General features: G+C 45.1%; 18 protein-coding genes. 15 read left to right on the top strand and 3 right to left on the bottom strand.

Annotated features, from left to right (window positions below; translation table 11 throughout):
* The first annotated feature begins 50 nt into the window (after positions 1–50).
* From B5X60_RS15850 to B5X60_RS15825, 6 genes are all read left to right on the top strand, one after another.
* Positions 51–1,682: a TldD/PmbA family protein gene (locus B5X60_RS15850; protein ID WP_079703709.1), complete on the top strand. Its 1,632-nt coding sequence runs from the start codon at positions 51–53 to the stop codon at positions 1,680–1,682.
* 11 nt (positions 1,683–1,693) lie between these two features.
* Complete coding sequence (locus B5X60_RS15845; protein WP_079703708.1) at positions 1,694–3,028, top strand: TldD/PmbA family protein; 1,335 nt, start codon at positions 1,694–1,696, stop codon at positions 3,026–3,028.
* Positions 3,029–3,521: 493 nt separating this feature from the next.
* Positions 3,522–4,133 carry a DUF6266 family protein gene (locus B5X60_RS15840; RefSeq protein ID WP_079703707.1) on the top strand — a complete coding sequence of 204 codons (612 nt, stop codon included), beginning with the start codon at positions 3,522–3,524 and terminating at the stop codon, positions 4,131–4,133.
* Between the two features lie 231 nt (positions 4,134–4,364).
* Complete coding sequence (locus B5X60_RS15835; protein ID WP_079703706.1) at positions 4,365–4,841, top strand: YdeI/OmpD-associated family protein; 477 nt, start codon at positions 4,365–4,367, stop codon at positions 4,839–4,841.
* 370 nt (positions 4,842–5,211) lie between these two features.
* On the top strand, positions 5,212–5,610 hold the full coding sequence (locus B5X60_RS15830) for an SRPBCC domain-containing protein (protein ID WP_170878477.1): 399 nt from the start codon (positions 5,212–5,214) through the stop codon (positions 5,608–5,610).
* A gap of 285 nt (positions 5,611–5,895) precedes the next feature.
* Complete coding sequence (locus B5X60_RS15825; protein WP_079703704.1) at positions 5,896–7,557, top strand: FMN-binding glutamate synthase family protein; 1,662 nt, start codon at positions 5,896–5,898, stop codon at positions 7,555–7,557.
* A 51-nt stretch (positions 7,558–7,608) separates the two neighbouring features.
* Here the strand turns inward: B5X60_RS15825 and B5X60_RS15820 are convergent, their stop codons facing one another.
* The 3 genes from B5X60_RS15820 to B5X60_RS15810 are packed head-to-tail and all read right to left on the bottom strand — an operon-like array spanning position 7,609 to position 10,123.
* Positions 7,609–8,718 (bottom strand): ankyrin repeat domain-containing protein, encoded by a 1,110-nt coding sequence (locus B5X60_RS15820; protein ID WP_079703703.1) that lies wholly within the window; start codon positions 8,716–8,718, stop codon positions 7,609–7,611.
* Positions 8,719–8,737: 19 nt separating this feature from the next.
* Positions 8,738–9,901: a hypothetical protein gene (locus B5X60_RS15815; RefSeq protein ID WP_079703702.1), complete on the bottom strand. Its 1,164-nt coding sequence runs from the start codon at positions 9,899–9,901 to the stop codon at positions 8,738–8,740.
* A gap of 33 nt (positions 9,902–9,934) precedes the next feature.
* The gene (locus B5X60_RS15810; protein WP_079703701.1) at positions 9,935–10,123 is read right to left on the bottom strand and encodes a hypothetical protein; all 189 of its coding nucleotides are present in this window, start codon (positions 10,121–10,123) and stop codon (positions 9,935–9,937) included.
* A 12-nt stretch (positions 10,124–10,135) separates the two neighbouring features.
* Between B5X60_RS15810 and B5X60_RS15805 the strand changes: the two genes are divergently transcribed.
* The 9 genes from B5X60_RS15805 (at position 10,136) to B5X60_RS15760 (ending at position 19,433) form a co-directional block, all read left to right on the top strand.
* Positions 10,136–11,032: a DUF6624 domain-containing protein gene (locus B5X60_RS15805; RefSeq protein ID WP_079703700.1), complete on the top strand. Its 897-nt coding sequence runs from the start codon at positions 10,136–10,138 to the stop codon at positions 11,030–11,032.
* A 354-nt stretch (positions 11,033–11,386) separates the two neighbouring features.
* Positions 11,387–11,725, top strand: a complete 339-nt coding sequence (locus B5X60_RS15800) for a potassium transporter KefB (RefSeq protein ID WP_079703699.1) — start codon at positions 11,387–11,389, stop codon at positions 11,723–11,725.
* Between the two features lie 46 nt (positions 11,726–11,771).
* A complete protein-coding gene (locus B5X60_RS15795; protein WP_079703698.1) occupies positions 11,772–13,013 on the top strand; it encodes a hypothetical protein in 1,242 nt (413 codons plus the stop codon).
* Positions 13,014–13,269: 256 nt separating this feature from the next.
* Complete coding sequence (locus tag B5X60_RS15790; protein ID WP_079703697.1) at positions 13,270–13,857, top strand: class I SAM-dependent methyltransferase; 588 nt, start codon at positions 13,270–13,272, stop codon at positions 13,855–13,857.
* Positions 13,854–14,357, top strand: a complete 504-nt coding sequence (locus tag B5X60_RS15785; RefSeq protein ID WP_079703696.1) for a hypothetical protein — start codon at positions 13,854–13,856, stop codon at positions 14,355–14,357. Before B5X60_RS15790 ends, B5X60_RS15785 begins: the two co-directional genes overlap by 4 nt.
* A gap of 81 nt (positions 14,358–14,438) precedes the next feature.
* Positions 14,439–15,872: an SDR family oxidoreductase gene (locus tag B5X60_RS15780; RefSeq protein ID WP_079703695.1), complete on the top strand. Its 1,434-nt coding sequence runs from the start codon at positions 14,439–14,441 to the stop codon at positions 15,870–15,872.
* 160 nt (positions 15,873–16,032) lie between these two features.
* Complete coding sequence (locus B5X60_RS15775) at positions 16,033–16,677, top strand: YdcF family protein (RefSeq protein WP_079703694.1); 645 nt, start codon at positions 16,033–16,035, stop codon at positions 16,675–16,677.
* A gap of 338 nt (positions 16,678–17,015) precedes the next feature.
* Positions 17,016–18,752, top strand: a complete 1,737-nt coding sequence (locus tag B5X60_RS15765; protein ID WP_079703692.1) for a DUF885 domain-containing protein — start codon at positions 17,016–17,018, stop codon at positions 18,750–18,752.
* Between the two features lie 126 nt (positions 18,753–18,878).
* On the top strand, positions 18,879–19,433 hold the full coding sequence (locus B5X60_RS15760) for a hypothetical protein (RefSeq protein ID WP_079703691.1): 555 nt from the start codon (positions 18,879–18,881) through the stop codon (positions 19,431–19,433).
* Positions 19,434–19,474: the final 41 nt, after the last annotated feature.

Raw genomic sequence — 19,474 nt, 5'->3', positions numbered from 1 at the left:
AACGTACAACGTAAAACCAACTTATAACCTATTACTTAAAACTTACAACTTTGAAAAGACGTGACTTTATCCACCTAACCGGCCTCGGCGCAGCGGCCACCATGATCCCCGGCGTGGTCTGGGGGCATGATATTCCGCTGGAGGCATCGCTGGAAACTATCGATCCGGCATTAAAGAAAAGGATGTCGGATGTGGCGCTGAATGCCGCCCGCTCCAAAGGCGCAACCTATACTGATGTCCGCATCGGGCGATACCTCAACCAATTTGTGGTAACGCGTGAAGACAAAGTGCAGAACATCGTTAACACTGAATCGTATGGAATGGGTGTGCGTGTTATTGCCAACGGTAGCTGGGGCTTTGCCGCTACCGATAAAATGGACAACGACAGCATCGCGAAAGCGGCAGAGCTTGCCGTCGCTATCGCTAAAGAAAATTCAAGATTGTTAACAGAACCGGTGCAGCTGGCTCCTCAAAAAGGCTACGGCGAAGTAAGCTGGAAAGCCCCGATTGAGAAAAATGCTTTTGAGGTCCCGATGAAGGAAAAAGTTGACCTGCTCCTTTCGGTGAACGATGCCGGAATTAAGGGCGGCGCCAATTATGCAAACTCTGTACTCTTCCTGGTGAACGAGCAGAAGTATTTCGCTTCAACGGATGGATCATATATCGAACAGGATATTCACCGCATCTGGCCGACATTCAATCTCACCAAAATAGATGCAAAGAGCGGTAAGTTTGAAACCCGCAATTCTCTCAGTGCACCAATGGGTATGGGATATGAATACCTCGAAGCTCGTCCGCAGGACAAGATAAAAGGTGTAACCACCCTCTATAAAGGGCGCTATGATATGCTGGAAGATGCACGAAACGGTGCGGTTCAGGTGGGACAAAAATTAACCGCTAAATCTGTTGAACCTGGCAAGTATGATCTTGTGCTGGATCCGTCACACTTATGGCTGACCATCCACGAATCGTCAGGCCACCCAACTGAGCTAGATCGTGTTTTGGGATATGAAGCCAACTTTGCAGGTACCAGCTTCCTGACCTTAGACAAATGGCAGGCTAAGAACTTTAAATACGGTTCCGACCTGGTAAATATTCAGGGCGACAGAACGCAGCCGGGATCTTTGGGAGCGGTGGGTTATGATGATGAGGGTGTAGGTACCAAGAAATGGGATATCATAAAAGACGGTGTTCTTGTAAATTACCAGACCATCCGGGATCAAGCGCATATTCTGGGACTAAAAGAGTCTCAGGGTTGTTGCTATGCAGATAACTGGAGCAGCGTACAGTTCCAGCGCATGCCGAATATATCACTCATGCCAGGCAAGCAAAAGAAAAGTATTGATGAGCTGATCAAAGGTGTGAAGAAAGGTATCTACATAATAGGCGACGGATCATTTTCCATCGACCAGCAGCGCTATAACTTCCAGTTCGGCGGTCAGCTGTACTACGAGATCATCGACGGCAAGATCGCCGGTATGCTTAAAGACGTAGCGTATCAGGCCAACACCCAGGAATTTTGGAATGCCTGCGCAGATATGTGCGATGAAAGCGATTACCGCTTAGGTGGTTCCTTCTTCGACGGCAAGGGCCAGCCAATGCAGGTGAGCTCCGTTTCACACGGATGCCCGACCACCCGCTTCAATGGAGTTAACGTAATTAATACAGCTAGAAAAATCTGAGGATAAAGATCATGTCAATATTAAGCAAAGACGAAGCTCAGGCTTTATTAAAGAAAGTCCTCAGCTATTCAAAAGCAGACGAATGCGAAGTAAATCTCGACGGCGGCGACCGTGGAAATATCCGCTATGCACGGAATTCGGTATCTACCAGCGGCGGCATCAGCCAGGCAACACTTGTTGTCTCATCGGCCTTCGGTAAAAAAGCAGGAGTAGCCACCATCAACGAGTTTGATGACGAATCCCTGAAAAAAGTAGTACAGCGTGCAGAAGAGCTGGCCAGGCTCGCACCTGAGAACCCGGAATACATGCCGATGCTAGGTCCTAACGACTTCCCGGACTCGCCGACATTTGTTCCGGCAACAGCAGCCATGGGACCAAAAGAACGTGCGGATGCAGTTGCAGCTAGTCTGCAGATCTCTAAAGACAATAAACTTACCGCAGCCGGCTTCCTGGAGAACAATACTGCCTATTCGGCAATGATGAACTCCAAAGGCTTGTTTGCCTACAATACCTCCACCAACGTCAGCTTCAACGTAACGCTGCGCACTGAGGATGGCAAAGGCTCAGGTTATGCCACTAAATCATTTAACGATTACCGCAAGCTTGATGTAAAAGCTTCGACTGCAACCGCAGCAAAGAAAGCTACAGCTTCAGCCGCAGCCCGCGCCATTGAGCCCGGAAAATACACCGTTATTTTAGAGCCTGCCGCTGCACTTGTTCTGTTAGAGAACATGTTCTTCGGCATGGACGGGCGCCAGGCAGACGAAGGCCGTTCATTTATGAGCAAACCCGGCGGACTAACTAAACTTGGCGAAAAGATGGTCGACGAGCGAGTTACAATATATTCTGATCCTTATAACGTCGATCTCCCTTCAGCCACCTGGGCCGGAGATGGCCGTTTGCAGGAAAAGATCAACTGGATTGAAAAGGGTGTAATGAAGAATCTATTTTACAGTCGCTATTGGGCGCAAAAGAAAGGTGTTAAAGCCGTACCTCAGCCCAACACCGTAATCATGGAAGGAACTAACCAATCCCTCGAAGACCTGATCAAAAGCACCGAAAAAGGTATTCTCGTCACCCGTCTCTGGTACATCCGCAACGTCGACCCACAAACGGTCCTCCTCACCGGTCTTACACGGGATGGTACCTTCTACATCGAAAACGGTGAAATTAAATTCCCGGTTAAGAACTTCCGGTTCAACGAGAGCCCGATCATTATGCTGAATAATTTGGAGGCATTAGGAAAACCGGAAAGAACTGTGAGTGGGGAGTCGCAGATTAATGCGATGATTCCTCCGATGAAGATTAGGGATTTTACGTTTACGAGTTTGTCGGACGCGGTCTAGGAATAGGATTTTTGTCTGGTCTAGGATGCATAGGATTGTAGGATGCATAAGATCTGGGCGGAAAAACAATCGTGTCATCCGATAGTTATCGGATGCGACTGTAGCGAAGCAATCTCAACAACTCAAGTGGACTATTATTCATAAAATGCCGGGCAATAGAAATTGTACCGGCATTTTTGATTGGACCAATACGACAAATTATTCGATTTACACCTCCCATTTGTCCCAAAATTCACTACATTCATTCAACCACCTCCCCTCCTCCTAAACCCACCATTTAATATCCTCCCCAAACTTAAAAATCACCATTACCAAACCTGTACCTCATCTATATATTCTTCGGACTTCCTTCGGACTTTCTTCGGAGCTTACAGGGAGTTTTACGGAGATTCTTTGAAGAACCTGTGACTAATCTCTATCTAAATTCAGTAGAATTAGGTAACTCTTTAATCACTCTGTTCGTACACAGGCTATTCACCTTAAAACATTGATTATGGGAAGATTAATAAATGGAATTCTAGGGCCCTTCCGCGGAAAGGTCGGGCCTGTTGTGGGTTACACCTGGAAAGGTCAGGGAGTTATCAGAAGTTTACCAAAAAAGATCTCGAAAGCACCGAGTCAGAAGCAGCTTGATAACCGTGAGAAATTGGCAGCTTGCCAGGAATGGCTCAAATTAATAACCCCTTTTGTGCGACTCGGATTCAAAAACTATTCAGCTAAGCAGCACGGTTTTGGGAGCGCTTTGTCCTACCTTAAATTGAATGCAATGACGGCAGACTTCAAAGTTGATCCGGCGAAAGCCTTAATCTCCTGGGGTGATCTGCCGCAGCCTATTTCACCAGCTGTCACCAATACTCAACCGGGTATACTCGAAATAACCTGGGAAGCGATACCTGGCGATACCGACCGGGCGATGGTACTGGCCTATCATGAAAAGGTTGATTTTATCGGAGAGATCTGCGGTGCCCGGCGGAAGGAAGGAAGGGAAATCTTAGACTGCAGCGATTTGAAATCGCGTGAATTGCATGTTTACCTGGCTTTCGTGAGCGAGGAAAGGGACAGGTGTTCGACGAGTGTATATTTGGGGTCGGTTGTGGTGGAGTGAGGTCGGAGGTCGGAAGTCTGATGCATTTCCGACGGCTGGGCTGAGGTTAAACCCTGCCGGCAGGCACGCCAGTGCGCAGAGTTTTTCGCCGAGGACGCAGAGTTAGGCGTCCAGCCTCTGCGCTCTCTGCGTTTTACTCTGCGGCCTCTGCGGTTAAATAAACGGTGTGTGCGCTTCCCCACATTATCCTAAAACTTTGCGAACTTTGCGTTGAAATTACACAGCGTTTAGATGGACACCCCCATAGTCAACCAACCCCTCCTCCTCAAGAAAATGCCTATGAAAGGCGGGTGGACCTATGCCGAAGTGCCGGAAATTGAAGGGATAAGCAGGGCACATTTTGGGTGGCTACGGGTGAAAGGCACTATCGACCATATTGAAATCTCTGATCACAGTCTGGCGCCGATGAAGGGTGGCGGACTATTCCTTCCGGTTAAAGCTGAACTAAGGAAAAAGCTTAAAAAACAGGCGGGAGATTATGTCCATGTAATATTGTATCAGGATCATTCAACTTTCATAGTTCCGGAGGAATTAATTGATTGCCTGCTGTTGGATGAGAGGGCGCATGCAGCATTTAACAAATTAAGCAAGAGCGATCAAAGGATGCATGTGAAGTGGATCTATTCGGCGAAGAGGGAGGAGACGAAGGCGGCAAGAATTGAGGGACTTATGGGGAAGCTTTTGTCTGGGGGAGGAAGTTTGAGGTAGGAGGCTTGAGGTATGAGGTATGATGGATTTCCGACGGCTGGGCTGAGATCTAACCGCAGAGTGCGCAGAGTTTTTTCGCAAAGTAAGCCGAGAGGATGACTAGATTCACGCGAGAGCGGCAACTTCACAGACCTGGCATGTCGTCATTTCAGCATTGGCGGCGACCTCTTCACTCTAAAAGCACCGAAATCTGATTGCTATCTGGTCCAGCGAAACTGTAACCTCTGAGCACCGCCCAGCCTCTGCGCTCTCTGCGTTTTACTCTGCGGACTCAGCGGTTAAAAAGCCGATGAGTACGCTTCCTCGCTTTATCCTAAAACTTTACGAACTTACACCTGCCTTATACCTACAAACACAATCAGGTCCAACAATGAGACTTTCATTCCGCTTAAAAAAAGATATCGACTTTGTTTTTGATCATTTAACTGACATGCAAAAATTTGTGTCAGTCCACCCCGTCATTTCCCGAATTGACCGTACAGGAGACGAAAGTTATTTAGTTCATGAGACCTTGAAATTTGGATTAATTCCATTTTCATTTACTTATCCGGTGACAGTTGAAAAAAATGAATCAGACAAAAGAGTTGTTATTCGGGCGACTGTTTTCAAATTGACTAAGATTGAAATGAAGTTTGTGTTAACGGCTGATGATGATTCTACTGTGATTGACGAAGAGATCAAGTTCAAATCGCCATTGCCAGTTAAGTTCTTTATGGAACGAATTTTTAGAAAACAACATGGTCAGCTTTTTGAAAATATTGAAGAGTAACGAGTTAAACGGCGTTCGAAGCTGGATATGATGGATTTCCGACAAGGGTTAACCGCAGAGCGCGCGGAGTACACGCAAAGTACGCAAAGGCTGGTCGGAGATTTAAAAGATGCGGAATTACATAACACAATAAAAAAAACTCTGCGTTCTCTGCGGTAAAATTTCTACCCCAGGGCTGAGGTCCGAAGTTCTTTACAATCCCCTTACCATCAAAGTTTCCCCCTCCATACTAAATTGGCTACCTTTAAAATTTGCAGTGAGGTGCTGCGATTTAATACGAATACCATGAGAAAACTCTTTATTAACGTTTCGGTAGTCCTGGTTGTCGGGATACTTTTGATTAGTTTAGTTTGGACTCCAATACTGTGGCTTTTTATTCTGGTTGGCCCTTTGGTGATAATTGGGGTTATCGATATTTTCCAGGAGAAGCACAGTATTTCACGGAACTTTCCGGTCCTGGGAAGAATGCGGTTTATGATGGAGACCTTGCGTCCGGGAATTCAGCAGTACTTTGTAGAAAGCAACACAGATGGCCGGCCATTCAGTCGCATAAACCGTTCACTGATCTATCAACGCGCGAAAGCAGTCGACGACACTGTGCCTTTTGGTACACAACTGAATGTATATGACAGTGGTTACTCCTGGCTGAATCACAGCATAGCAGCCATTCATCCCGAAGACCTGAACCAGGATCCAAGGGTGATTGTAGGAGGTCCCGATTGTAAGCAGCCTTATTCTGCCAGTATCTTTAACATTTCAGCGATGAGCTTCGGATCGCTTAGCGAGAATGCTATCCTGGCTTTGAATGGTGGTGCTAAGCTGGGAAACTTTGCTCACAATACCGGCGAGGGTGGTCTGAGCGACTACCACCTGCAACCCGGCGGTGACATCATCTGGCAGATTGGAACCGGGTATTTCGGCTGCCGTAATACCGATGGAACATTTAACGATGAGGCCTTTAAAGAACGTGCGCATCTCCCCCAGGTTAAGATGATTGAGATTAAGCTTTCGCAGGGCGCTAAACCCGGTCACGGAGGTATTTTGCCGGCACGAAAGGTTACTCCCGAGATTGCCCGCATCCGTCTGGTCGAGCCGGGTATAGATGTGATCTCCCCTCCCGCGCATACTGAGTTTTCGACACCTCTTGAAATGGTGCACTTCATTAAAAAGCTACGCGATCTTTCGGAAGGCAAGCCGATTGGTTTCAAACTATGTGTGGGGAATAAAAGCGAGTTCTTTGCGATCTGTAAAGCGATGCATGAAACGGGTATATATGCAGATTTCATTACTGTAGACGGTGCCGAAGGCGGTACGGGTGCTGCTCCGCTGGAGTTTTCGAATTCTGTTGGGATGCCTTTGCGCGACGGGCTGGCATTTGTTTATGATGCACTCAATGGCTTTGGGCTGAAAAAGCATATCCGAATAATCTCTTCCGGCAAAGTTGCTACAGGGTTTGACCTGGTAAAGAACTTCGCATTGGGTGCCGACATGTGTAATTCCGCCCGCGGGATGATGTTTGCGCTCGGTTGTATACAGGCACTTGAATGTAACACAAACACGTGCCCAACGGGTGTGGCAACGCAGGATCCGGAGCTAAGCAAAGGGCTTGTGGTATCCGATAAGAAAGTACGCGTTTTCAACTACCATAAGTCGTCCGTATTTAGCGCCATACAACTTATGGGGGCTGCCGGTATTTGTCACCCCGAACAGATCCAGCGTACATTTGTCTACCGGCGTGTAGGACCTAACAAGATAGAAACCCTTGCCCAGACTTATCCGGAGATCCCGGAAGGAAGCCTGGTTCACACTCCATACCCTTCACAATATGAACTCGATATGGCGCTCAGCAGTTCGGCTACTTTTATGCCTCAGTTTGGTAATGTGTCGAAGGTCCATCCGCAGGATGCGAGTGCGGTGATTGATGGGGAGGTGATGAAAAAGGAATAATTTTGTCGGAAATCCATCAGACTTCCGACCTCAGACTTCCGACCTCCAATACTATTGAATGGGCCTTTGTGCTTTAATGCTCATTTTTCCGTCTGCGGTCAGCCGGGATGTTTGAAGTCCCCGGATATTTTCTTCTGTTGAATTGGTTTCGTTCCTTAATGTCCAGTTGATTCCCTGGTATGCATTTATCAAAATGATCCCTGCCCCATCTTCCGCCGGGCGCCAGGTGCCGTTTATCACTTTGCCTCCGATAGTTTTCCAGCTGTAAGAATTGTCTGATTTCACCTGTAAGGCTTCGGACGCTTTATGAAAAGTATATTCATCGCGCTGGTACCCTCCTTCGACACGAGTATTTGCAGCCATGGTTTCACCAAGACGCCATTCTCCGTTGAAGAAACTAGTCCAGAATGGTTCACGAGTTAAACCGGTTACATTCCCCCAGTCGGTCCAGTCATTCCAGTTAGCAGCACCCTCCCGTCCGATTAGGTAACGTCGCTCCTTGGGTGCCGCCAATTTCCCCGTATTATCTCCAGGAACGCCAACTTCGACGATTGTACCCGACTTCCAGCTTCCTGCGAAGAACTTGACACGGTCACCAACCTTATACGTGCCAAATACTGGCCACTTCCCAGCAGGGATTACTGCAACCGCAGGTGGTGTAGCTGTACCATTATTCGCGACCGGTGGAGGTGTTGCTGGCATTTCAGCTGGCGCTGGCGCAGTTGCAGGCTGGATCACGACAGTCTGATTATCAGTCTTTTGCGCCGAAACTGGCTGCGTAGCCAGTGATCGCAGATAGCGCACTACATCATTAGCACCTGCCAGCTGAGCTCTATCCAAAGCTGTGCGGCCATTTGAATCCTTCAGGTTCGGATCTGCACCTTTCTCAATTAGGAACTTTACAATCTCCAGGTGTCCTCCGCCTGCAGCTGCCATTAGCGGACTGAAGCCTGACTCTAATTGCCAGTTTACATCGCCACCACCTTCAACAATGCTCTGTACTTCCTTTAAATAACCTCCATCAGAATCCCTGACTAAGGCTTCACCTTTCATCTTACCGTTGTATCTAGCCCAGGGACCAGATTGTGCTTTGAGGGACTGTAGTGATACTGCCAGCAGGATAATGGCCACCGCAATGGCGGCTTTGATATTTAAATTCATTTGAAACAAAAACTCTAATTTACAATTTCGGTGTAATCTTTACCAATTTATCAAGCGTTAAAATATACACCGGCCCATCGCCTGAGCCGTTGATCACTCCAATTGGAAATCCTGCTGAACAAATCGTCTTGAGGTCATCATACTTTTTCATATCTGCAGGGCTGAGGCTGACACCAGTGCCGATGTATGATTTCCATAAGCCCGTCGAGAAGCTGTAATAATTGCCGTCGGAGGCAACAATGGTACTGCCATTTGTAGCAATACTGGAAGTCGCCCCGGCTGGAGTTTTCAAAGTTCCAAGCGACTTAAAGCTTGTACCCTCCTGGCGATAAATTCGGTTTCCATATTGAATAACTATGGTCTTATCTACACTTATGATAGCATTTATAGTTCCTGCACCCAGGCTGCTGAAATCCCAGTTATTTTGAATTCCTCCTTTTGATCCTGGTGTAGAACCGACAGTACTTACCCGATACAGCCTGTTTTCAGTTGCGCACCATAAGTCGGTTTCATTTTCGGGATCAGCGAAGAATTTCGTAACGAAACTTCCAAGCGGAAGCTGGATCTCGGCAATCTTATCAAACTTTTTGGGTGAGACAACTGCGGACTCAGACCAAATTTCATTACCGATGATACCCCATAGTCGCTGAAAACCTTTTTTTGCCGGTATGACATTTGAAAAGCCACCTGGTCCATTAGGAGGCATCGGAACAGTATAATTGAAAGACGGACTGCCATTATTCATATTAAACATCCCGTACTTCCCTGAATCGTTTCCATTCCAGTAAAAACTCAGTTCCATATCTTTTTCATTAGCGAAACTAGAAGGAATAAAGGAGGTGAGCGGGAAATCAGGTGAATAATTAGACCATGGTATGGCTCCTCCGTTGTGATATTTGTAAACACTCCAAAGCTGTTTCTTTGTGTTCTGGACATGCACATATGCTCCCCTATTGGTTACATAGAATGCACCCAAATTAGGAATGATCAAATTGGGAATATCGATGGTAGGGATAGGAATTTCAGTGTAAGTAGCTACGGTCCCGGTATAGGTCACGCCGCCACCACCTCCAGTGCCGCTGCCGCCGGTATCAGGAGTTGCGGGTGTGTCTTTACCACAACCAGCCAGCATTATACCAAGAAAAACAATTAAAGCCAGGGAGGAATTTCTTATTGAGGTCATAGGGTGGGTATTAAAGTAATAAGCTTCCCAAAGCTAGGGGCAGTCGGTTTTGCGTGCAATACCTATAAATAGTGATTTTTCGGAAAAAGGCGGCTGCTTAAAACGGCCAGGTGCCGAATTGTTGTGATAAAGCAGGAAGTATTGTTGCGAGCCTTCAGAATTAGCTATCCGTTTCCACGCTAATGATTTTGTTGGTGATGCTGATTCTGCTATATTGTACATCTATCTTCTTTTATGAAATTCGTCCTTTTACTATTGCTCTGCCTTGGGGCAACCCTTGCTCCTGCACAAGAATTATCTGCCACAGATGCCTGGAAGCTCAGCTGGCGGATGTATATGTCTAAAATTGAAAAAAATTATGAATTGGGGGAGCGTCAGTTCGATTCTTTACGAGCAACAAAATCCAGGATTGACAAAAAACTTATGCTCACCGGACTGGAGATTGTGAATCAGCGAAATGATATCGCGAAGGTTAGTGAAATCCTTAAGGAGCTTGATGTAGAGACACTCGAATATTTGTGCGGAAAAAACTTTATACACAAGGACTCTCCTGATTATGTGCACTGCAGAAGTTTTAATACTGAAGTAAGCCATCCTGAATTGGAGCTGGATATAATCAAAATGTTTGTTAATGATCAGATGGTCAGGGGTGCAAATATGGAGAGTATCCTTAATAGATATAATCTGAAAAAGGAGGCAGTAGTAAAGGGATTAGATATGCCAGCAACCGATCTTGAAAACCGTACAAGGCTCAAAGAAATTTTGTCTAAACATGGATTTCCCACCAAAAAGATGGTTGGAGCAGAGGCGATGAATGCTATATTCCTTATTATCCAGCATTCTGACCGCGATAAATCCTGGCAACGCTCTCAACTGCCGAACATCGAGCTGGCGGTTAAAAATGGCGACATGGACGGACAGAGCTATGCATACCTTTATGATCGCATTAAGCTTGGAGCTGGCGAAAAACAGCTCTATGGTACGCAATTTACTAGCCTGGACCCGAAAACTAATCAAATAGAGCTAGGTCCGACTGAAGATCCGGGAAACCTCGATAAAAGAAGAATGGAAGTGGGTATGATGCCTATTGATGCCTATAAGAGGCTGGCATTAATTTCAAGCAGGAAATAGGATTGGCCCCTTTTACGATTCTGCTTCAATGGCGTGGAAATCGACGACAAGTGTCAGATCATTCGCATAACGGAAAAATAATTTATCCGATGAATATTATCCTGGCAGTACTTTAGAAGCCCTTTTTCACTCTCCACTTTCAACTCTCAACTCTCAACTTAAAAAATTTATTTGCACATCTCATTCTTTCTTCTTTACTTTGAGTCGCAAAGTACTTTTGGGTATATGAAAATGGAACGCAGTCAATTTATTTTTAGAAACAGTAAGACTAGCTATTTTTTTATACTTATACTTTGCAACTCAAAGTACTTTAAATAAAACTTGAACATTATTTATTAAATTAAAATTTAGAACATGGTACACACTCAAAATTCACAAACACCGGCAACTGAGCAAGGTTCTCTGGCTGCTCCTATGATGATCGGCGCAGGGATCGCACTTGCTGTTATCTCATTTTTTATATTCGGGGCTGACAACGTAAATCCTCTTTGGGGGAAGTTCTGGATGATCAGGCCCCTGATTGTAACTCCACTAGCTGGTGCTACCGGTGGGGCATTCTACTTTTTCATGGATCGAATGCGGGCTAAGGGGCAGATAAACGGAGTTCTTGCAATTATACTAAGCGTTCTGATCTATATCATTGGCCTCTGGCTTGGTATCGTATTGGGTTTGGATGGAACGATGTGGGATTAATTGTCAAATCTGTATAAACGAACACTGAATTCTATATTATAAGACCATGAGAGAAGAAATAATTGCCAATCAGAACGATCCACGGGTACTTGAGCAAATGTACCGGATTAATAAAGCTGGTTTCAAAAAGGAGTTTACGTCACTATATCCAGAGCTCAAGGGTAATTCTCTAGCAGATTTTTGGAACGAGCGACTGAACTACGAGAAAGAGGAGATCAGTTGGGGTACCAGCAAAGAATTGTTATTTGTAGTGATCGCATCGCTGATCGCAGGTTTTATCGCAAAGTTCCCTGCAATTTTTGCAATTGACGAAGAGTTTTTTTATCCCCGGAATATCGGGTTTATTGTCTTCCCGGCACTGGCCCTTTATTTTGCGTGGAGAAATAAGCTTTCTACGGGAAAGGTCGCAGCTATTATCGGACTTATGCTTATTGGCCTGATCTACATCAATTCGCTTCCCGGGAAAGAAACTGATACGCTAATACTTTCTTGTATTCACCTTGCCCTGTGCCTTTGGTCGGTGCTAGGATTCGCGTATGTGGGAGAAACCAGCAATAATGAAGCGCGCCGACTGGGCTTCTTGAAATACAATGGCGATCTGGTCGTTATCTGTGCACTGATCGGGATATCGGGATTACTTATGTCGGGTATTACGGTTGGGCTCTTTTCTCTGATCGGATTCAATATTGAGAAATTCTATTTCCAGAACATCGCCGTATTCGGACTGGCAGCAATTCCTATTGTAGGTACTTTCCTCACCCAGACGAATCCGCAGCTTGTGGGCAAGGTGTCACCTGTAATTGCGAAAATATTCAGTCCCCTGGTTTTGGTGATGCTGGTGATCTACCTCGTGGCTATGATCTACTCAGGCAAGGATCCGTATAACGACCGGGAGTTTTTGATGATCTTTAATGCTCTCCTGATTGGCGTGATGGCAATTATATTCTTTTCTGTAGCTGAGACGTCCAAGTCAGGGAAAAGCCAGGCCGAAGTATGGATCCTGCTTTTACTTTCGATCGTTACCATTATTGTTAACGGTGTCGCCTTATCTGCGATTGTGTTCCGGATCTCTGAAATGGGATTTACACCCAACAGAACTGCGGTTTTAGGTGCCAACGTCCTTATTCTCATCAACCTGCTGCTAGTCAGCACCCAGCTTTTTGCCGTGATTTCAAAGAAAAAAGACATTAACGGTGTGGGCAAAGTTATCGCGAGTTATCTACCGGTGTATCTGGTATGGTCGGTTATTGTGACATTTGTGTTTCCATTGATTTTTGGGTTTAGATGAGTTGAGAGTGGAAAGTGGAAAGTGGAGAGTTGAGAGTTGAAAGTGGAGAACTGAAAACTGAAAATTAAAGCTGGGTGGTTATGATTTCCGACGTAGGAAGTCTGACCTCCGACTTCAGACCTCTGACCTCCGACTTCTGACCTCCGACTTCAGACATCTGACTTCAGACATCCGACTTCAGACCTCCGACCTCCGACCTCTGATCCATTTATATAGAATCAAACCTATAACCAATATTCCGAGCCATATCAGGGGAATGACCAGGACCGCCGACTTCTACAACTGTTTTTCATTCTTTTATCCTGTGGTCGACGTATTCCTGAAGCCGCAGAAGCGAAGATTGTACAGCGAGATTAATGAATTGCCTTCGGGAAGACTACTGGAAATAGGCCTTGGAAACGGTCTTCACCTTCCTCTCTACAAAACTCATCAGATCACAGGAATTGATACATCTTCAGCAATGCTTTGCATAGCAGCAAAACGAAAGCCTGAAAATGTCGAACTATTGCAAATGAATGGGGAATCACTTTTATTCAGAGATGGAACATTTGACTACGTCGTTTTATCGCATGTGATCGCCGTTGTCGACAAGCCGGATAAATTATTGATCGAGATTCATAGGGTATTAAAACCCGATGGAAGGGTTTTTATCCTCAATCATTTTACACCCGAAAATTGGCTTCGCTTTGTCGACAAAATGTTCCAGCCAATTTCCCGGCTCTTCCATTTCAATTCTGTTTTTCATATCCAAAGTTTACCCTCGATCGTGAATTTTAATCTGATAGATGAAATCAGCTTTGGCAGCCTCTCCTATTTCAAACTCAAGATTTACGGTAAAGCGTGAGAAAGAACTATTTGCTGATTGGAACAGCGCTATTGCTGAGTTTACTTATCTATGTTCTTTATCGAACAGAAAGGACTGTAGTTAATGAGATTCTTCTCACCATTATCTCATCAGGAGAATTCCATGCATTACGAAATCATATCACCTCTGCCCTTCCGTTAAATGACCACATCATTTATTCACTCCCGGAAGGCTTATGGGTATTTTCGATAACCATCACATCCAGGTTATTATTTATCAAGGTCAAGGGAACTGAGTTCAATCTAATTTTTATACCGCTCTTATTTTCAATCGGACTCGAAATTTTTCAGCTCCTCCAATTTACCAATGGCCGTTTTGATTTTTGGGACATCGGTGCTTCAGTTTTCTTCTGGATTATTGCCAGGTATGCGGTTTTAGATAATCAGGAACGGCAAAACATATTCGATCCGGTAAATTTTAGAAGTGTTCTTTGTATTCTATCCTACATCATTGTTTACCTTGCCCATGTATGGGAATAGCATACCCCCTGATTGAGGATCTTGTCAAACCAAACGGTGTCGTTAATCGTATGTATGAGTGCCCAGATTCAATAAACTTTTATGAAAATCCTACTCACCGGTGTCACCGGATATATAGCACAGCGATTACTACCTGTATTACTGGAAGAAGGGCATCAGGTGGTTTGTTGCGTCCGGGATAAGAGCAGATTTAATCAGGAGAAATACAATTCGACGGAACTTACAATAATAGAAGCAGACTTTCTTAAACCGGAAACTCTGCGGGAAATACCGGACGACATACAAGCTGCTTACTATCTAATCCATTCCATGTCGACCGAAACCGGCGAATTTGGAGAAATGGAGCAAACCTGTGCGAAGAATTTCTCACAGCGCATTAATCAAACCACCGCTAATCAGGTTGTTTACCTCAGCGGTATTGTGAATTCAGATGATCTGTCCAAACACCTTGAATCAAGGAAAAATGTTGAAGACATTTTATCCGGAAATAAATTTGCACTAACTACTCTTCGCGCGGGAATAATTGTCGGGTCCGGCAGTGCGTCCTTTGAAATCATCCGGGATCTTGTGGAGAAACTGCCGGTGATGATAACACCCCGATGGCTCAAAACGAGGTGCCAGCCCATCGCAATCCGTAATGTTATTGAATTTCTAAGCCGCGTACTAGGTAAGAAAGAAACTTACAACCAGAGTTATGATATAGGCGGACCAGACATCTTAAGCTATAAAGAGATGCTGCTTCACTTTGCAAAGATTCGCGGTTTAAAAAGGCATATTATCGTCGTTCCGCTGATGACGCCGAAGCTTTCCTCTTACTGGCTTTATTTTGTCACCTCGACATCCTATGCCCTAGCGAAAAACCTTGTGAACAGCATGAAGGTTGAAGTGATTTGCCGCCCCAATAAGCTGGCGCAATTACTAAATATCAATCTTATCGACTATGATACAGCAATAAAAATGGCCTTCGGCAAGATCGAGCAAAATCAGGTTGTATCAAGCTGGAAGGACGCGCAAACCAGCGGCATAATCAGTAAAGGGCTTTCTCAGTATATAGAAGTTCCCGTTAACGGATGTTTTAAAGATATACGTACCATGCAGCTTAAAAACAGCGGTCACTCGCTTGAAAAAGTCTGGGCTATTGGAGGAAAAACGGGCTGGTATTATGGGAACCACCTGTGGAAGATCCGCGGCTTTCTCGATCAGCTTGTAGGAGGTGTAGGTATGCGGCGAGGCAGAAGAAGCAATTCAGACATATTCCCAGGTGATGCGCTTGATTTCTGGCGGGTACTGCTTGCCGATAAGAAAGAAAAACGTCTCCTGCTATATGCTGAAATGAAACTCCCGGGCGAGGCCTGGCTTGAGTTTAAGATTGATGAAAAAGATTTACTAACCCAAACAGCAACCTTTCGTCCGCTTGGGATTCTGGGCCGGCTGTATTGGTATGCGGTCCTTCCTTTTCATGGGTTGATTTTTAAAGGAATGATAAAGAAGATATCGGAGGAAAACGCGGCTTAAGGTCGGTACCTGTCGAAGCCCCTCAATTTTTACTTTAGGTTGCTCACTTCGTTCGATATCACGGATAGGTGCCTTCGCTTGATAGGGCAAGCGAAGTGAGAAACTATAATTAAACATTTTCACGCTTGTCATGGGTGATCGATTTCTTAGATTTACAGGGATGATAACCGAACAAGATAAGCTGTTGGCCAGAAAACTATGGGACTACCATCATGTCAACCATATACTGGAAAAATCTGACTGCATTTTAGTGTTAGGCAGCCATGATACCCGGGTTGCCGATCGTGGTGCCGAACTTTACCTGCAGGGCTTTGCACCTTTATTAATATTCTCCGGCGGCTTAGGAAATTTTACAGAGGGGCTGTGGGATGAGCCGGAAGCGGACAAGTTTGCCAAAATTGCAATTGAGCATGGTGTACCTGAAAGTGCGATTTTAATCGAGAATAAATCCACGAATACAGGCGAAAATATTACTTTCACACAAAAGCTTTTAAAGGAAAAAGGATTAGACCCGGAAAGCTTTATCGTAGTGCAGAAGCCTTATATGGAGCGGAGAAGTTTCGCTACCTTCAAACAACATTGGCCGGCCAAAACACTGCGTGTAACCTCTCCGCAGATCACTTTTGAAGATTATCCTAACGTTGAGATTCCGCTCGAAAAAGTGATCCATATTTTAGTTGGCGACCTTCAGCGACTAAAGGAATACCCCAGCAAAGGATTCATGATCTATCAGGAGATACCCGATGACGTCTTGGAGGCTTATGAGTGTTTGGTTGAGAGAGGATATAGGGGGCATTTGATGTAAGATTATTTCGACGGGCGAGAGAATGATAAATTGCCGTTCACGTGATGCACGGAGAAATCTTTACTCTACATAATGTGACCGTCATTCCGAGTGTCCGTCTTGAGTATGCAGACGCGGCCAGGAATCTCAGCAAATAAGTTTCCTCGCTTCACTCGGAATGACGAACGACATTTTGAGACGGCCTGAGATTTTTCCTCGCGTTCATGGTTTGTCTCGACATTTAAAATTTTTCTCGCTCGTCGAAATACGTCACCATTAAAGTGCTCGTACATTTGAGTGGTGGGCTCCTGCTTTGCAGATAAAACCCTATTTTGCATTTGGTTCAAAAACTAACCATAATGAGACCTACTATCCTTGCAACTGTTTCCCTCCTATTTGCAACAATCTATACATTCGGCCAGACAACTATTTCAACATCTATCCCGGCTCTTTTCCAAAAGATAAAAGATTTTGAAAAACAGGAGTGGCAAAGGGATAGTGCTGACAAGCATCCGCTGCGCCTGCACAATGAAGAAAAATACCAGCGGGAATTTGCCTTTTATAATAGGCTTAACGAACAGTTATTAGGGATCAGCAAGAATTCGCTCCCAGTCAAGGAGCAGATCAATTACGAACTTCTGCAGCACGACATACTCGATAATTTAGCCACCTATAAATATAAGTCATATCTAAATCCAATCATTTCTTACGAAGGATTCCATACTTCGCTGGCAGGTCAGGGCAACAGAACTCTTAACAACAAGAAAGATACTGAGCAATACATGAGCATACTGCAGGATATCCCGCGATATGTAGAAGAAAACCTGAAACTGATGAGAACTGGTTTATCGCTTGGGATCAGCCAGCCTAAGGTGATCATCCGCGAAATGCAAAGCACTTACCAGCAGCACATTGTAGATTCAGTGGAAAAATCAGCCTTCTGGAAACCGCTTACTAAAAAGCCATTTTCTGTTAGTGATAAAGATTGGGGTGATTATCAGGCGAAAGCAAGGGAGGTAATCGCCAAGGATGTAATCAGCAGCTACCGTCAAATTAAACAGTTCTTTGAGAATGAATATCTGCCCAAGACGAGGGCGGAAGTTGGTGCATCGGCTTTGCCGGAGGGTGCAGCATATTATGAAGACCGGGTGCGGCACTATACTACCACATCGTTAACTTCTGAAGACATTTACAATATCGGACTGGCTGAAGTCGCCCGCATCCAGTCTGAAATGAACAAGGTGATGCAGCAGGTTGGATTCAAAGGAACGTTTAAGGAATTCATTAAATACCTGAGATCTGATCCAAAGTTCTATCCTAAAACATCAGATGAACTGCTTAAGGAAGCGTCGTATATCGCTAAGCAAATAGATGGCAAACTGCCATCACTTTTTGGCAGGCTTCCACGCCAGCCTTACACCGTAACCCCAATGCTACAGCCTGCAGCGCCCCCGGGCTTATATTCCAGGGGCGGGGGAAACACGCCAGGAACCTATCTGGTAAATATCACTAATCTCTCAAGCCGAACCCTTTATACGCTCGAAGCACTGACACTTCATGAATCGGTTCCGGGTCATCATTTGCAAATTTCCCTCGCGCGCGAACTGGATAGCCTTCCGGACTTTAGGAAAAGTTTGTACATCAATGCTTTCGGTGAAGGCTGGGGACTTTATGGCGAGTATTTAGGCCACGAGATGGGTTTTTACAAAGATCCATACAGCCTGTTTGGCAGGCTAACCTACGATATGTGGCGCGCCTGCCGACTGGTGATTGATGTAGGGCTCCATAAAAAAGGCTGGACAAAAGAACAGGCAAGCAGCTACCTGGCTGACCGTACCGCGCTTTCGCTGGTAGAAGTCAACACTGAAATAAACAGGTATATTTCCTGGCCAGGGCAAGCTCTGGCTTACAAGATCGGTGAGCTGAAGATCCTCGAAATGCGCAGGAAGACAGAGGCCGCCTTAAAGGAAAATTTTGACGTACGAGCTTTTCACGATATGATCCTGGGCAATGGGTCGGTTACCTTATCGGTGCTGGAGAAGATCACGGACAGGTTTATTGCGGAGAGGTTAAAGAAACTGAAAACTATAAACTGAAATCGGAAGGGATGCGCCAGCAAATTCAGTGTTCCACTTTCAAATTCTAAATGAAATTTACCAGTTGCCATTCATAGAACTGTACCCTAATCCATATCCTGTGTATTTGGTTTTGTATATTTAGTTATGAAAAACCTCAGTAACCTTCGATCAACCCTGGTCATGTTATTCCTTGGTGTTCTAGGTTGCTCAAAAACACCTGAAAAGCAAGAAGCAGCCCTTGCCAGGGAAGTAACTCATGATACAGTTTACTTATACAAATCTGATGCAGCAGCAGCCCCCTATATCAATGACTTCGAGCGAATACATGTCGATTCTCTCGATGCTGTAAGACGAGTAATTAAACTTAAACACAGTTCAGAAACCAGGTTATTAGGAGATATCGATACCTGTATCACAGTGAGAGCTGAGCGCTTGGCTATACGATTATACACTCGAACAGCTGGCCCCCTAGAAATTGAGGAAACACATGGAGTATACTGGAATGTCATGGTATCTGTAAGCGAATATGGAGAATATGAAACGAGTCAGGCATTTACAATTGGCCCTTTCCTTAGCCCCAAAATTAAAAGCAGTGGCCAGGATTTCGGCGACCATTATGAAATCGAAGTTTATCACGGTTTTAATAGTGCAAAGAAAACCAGGCTCGCTATATATCTTGACAAAGTGCTCATATTATAATAATAAATTAGGTAACAGCTAACTGCTGGGATGGAAGATAA

This window comes from Daejeonella lutea (genome assembly GCF_900168015.1).
Classification (GTDB): domain Bacteria; phylum Bacteroidota; class Bacteroidia; order Sphingobacteriales; family Sphingobacteriaceae; genus Daejeonella; species Daejeonella lutea.
This window is presented reverse-complemented; position numbering and strand designations above follow the sequence as displayed.

Coding starts and splice junctions, on each gene's coding strand:
- B5X60_RS15845 (WP_079703708.1), top strand. CDS start 1,694: ATGTCAATATTAAGCAAAGACGAAGCTCAGGCTTTATTAAAGAAAGTC.
- B5X60_RS15840 (WP_079703707.1), top strand. CDS start 3,522: ATGGGAAGATTAATAAATGGAATTCTAGGGCCCTTCCGCGGAAAGGTC.
- B5X60_RS15835 (WP_079703706.1), top strand. CDS start 4,365: ATGGACACCCCCATAGTCAACCAACCCCTCCTCCTCAAGAAAATGCCT.
- B5X60_RS15830 (WP_170878477.1), top strand. CDS start 5,212: ATGAGACTTTCATTCCGCTTAAAAAAAGATATCGACTTTGTTTTTGAT.
- B5X60_RS15825 (WP_079703704.1), top strand. CDS start 5,896: ATGAGAAAACTCTTTATTAACGTTTCGGTAGTCCTGGTTGTCGGGATA.
- B5X60_RS15820 (WP_079703703.1), bottom strand. CDS start 8,718: ATGAATTTAAATATCAAAGCCGCCATTGCGGTGGCCATTATCCTGCTG.
- B5X60_RS15815 (WP_079703702.1), bottom strand. CDS start 9,901: ATGACCTCAATAAGAAATTCCTCCCTGGCTTTAATTGTTTTTCTTGGT.
- B5X60_RS15810 (WP_079703701.1), bottom strand. CDS start 10,123: ATGTACAATATAGCAGAATCAGCATCACCAACAAAATCATTAGCGTGG.
- B5X60_RS15805 (WP_079703700.1), top strand. CDS start 10,136: ATGAAATTCGTCCTTTTACTATTGCTCTGCCTTGGGGCAACCCTTGCT.
- B5X60_RS15800 (WP_079703699.1), top strand. CDS start 11,387: ATGGTACACACTCAAAATTCACAAACACCGGCAACTGAGCAAGGTTCT.
- B5X60_RS15795 (WP_079703698.1), top strand. CDS start 11,772: ATGAGAGAAGAAATAATTGCCAATCAGAACGATCCACGGGTACTTGAG.
- B5X60_RS15790 (WP_079703697.1), top strand. CDS start 13,270: ATGACCAGGACCGCCGACTTCTACAACTGTTTTTCATTCTTTTATCCT.
- B5X60_RS15780 (WP_079703695.1), top strand. CDS start 14,439: ATGAAAATCCTACTCACCGGTGTCACCGGATATATAGCACAGCGATTA.
- B5X60_RS15775 (WP_079703694.1), top strand. CDS start 16,033: ATGATAACCGAACAAGATAAGCTGTTGGCCAGAAAACTATGGGACTAC.
- B5X60_RS15765 (WP_079703692.1), top strand. CDS start 17,016: ATGAGACCTACTATCCTTGCAACTGTTTCCCTCCTATTTGCAACAATC.
- B5X60_RS15760 (WP_079703691.1), top strand. CDS start 18,879: ATGAAAAACCTCAGTAACCTTCGATCAACCCTGGTCATGTTATTCCTT.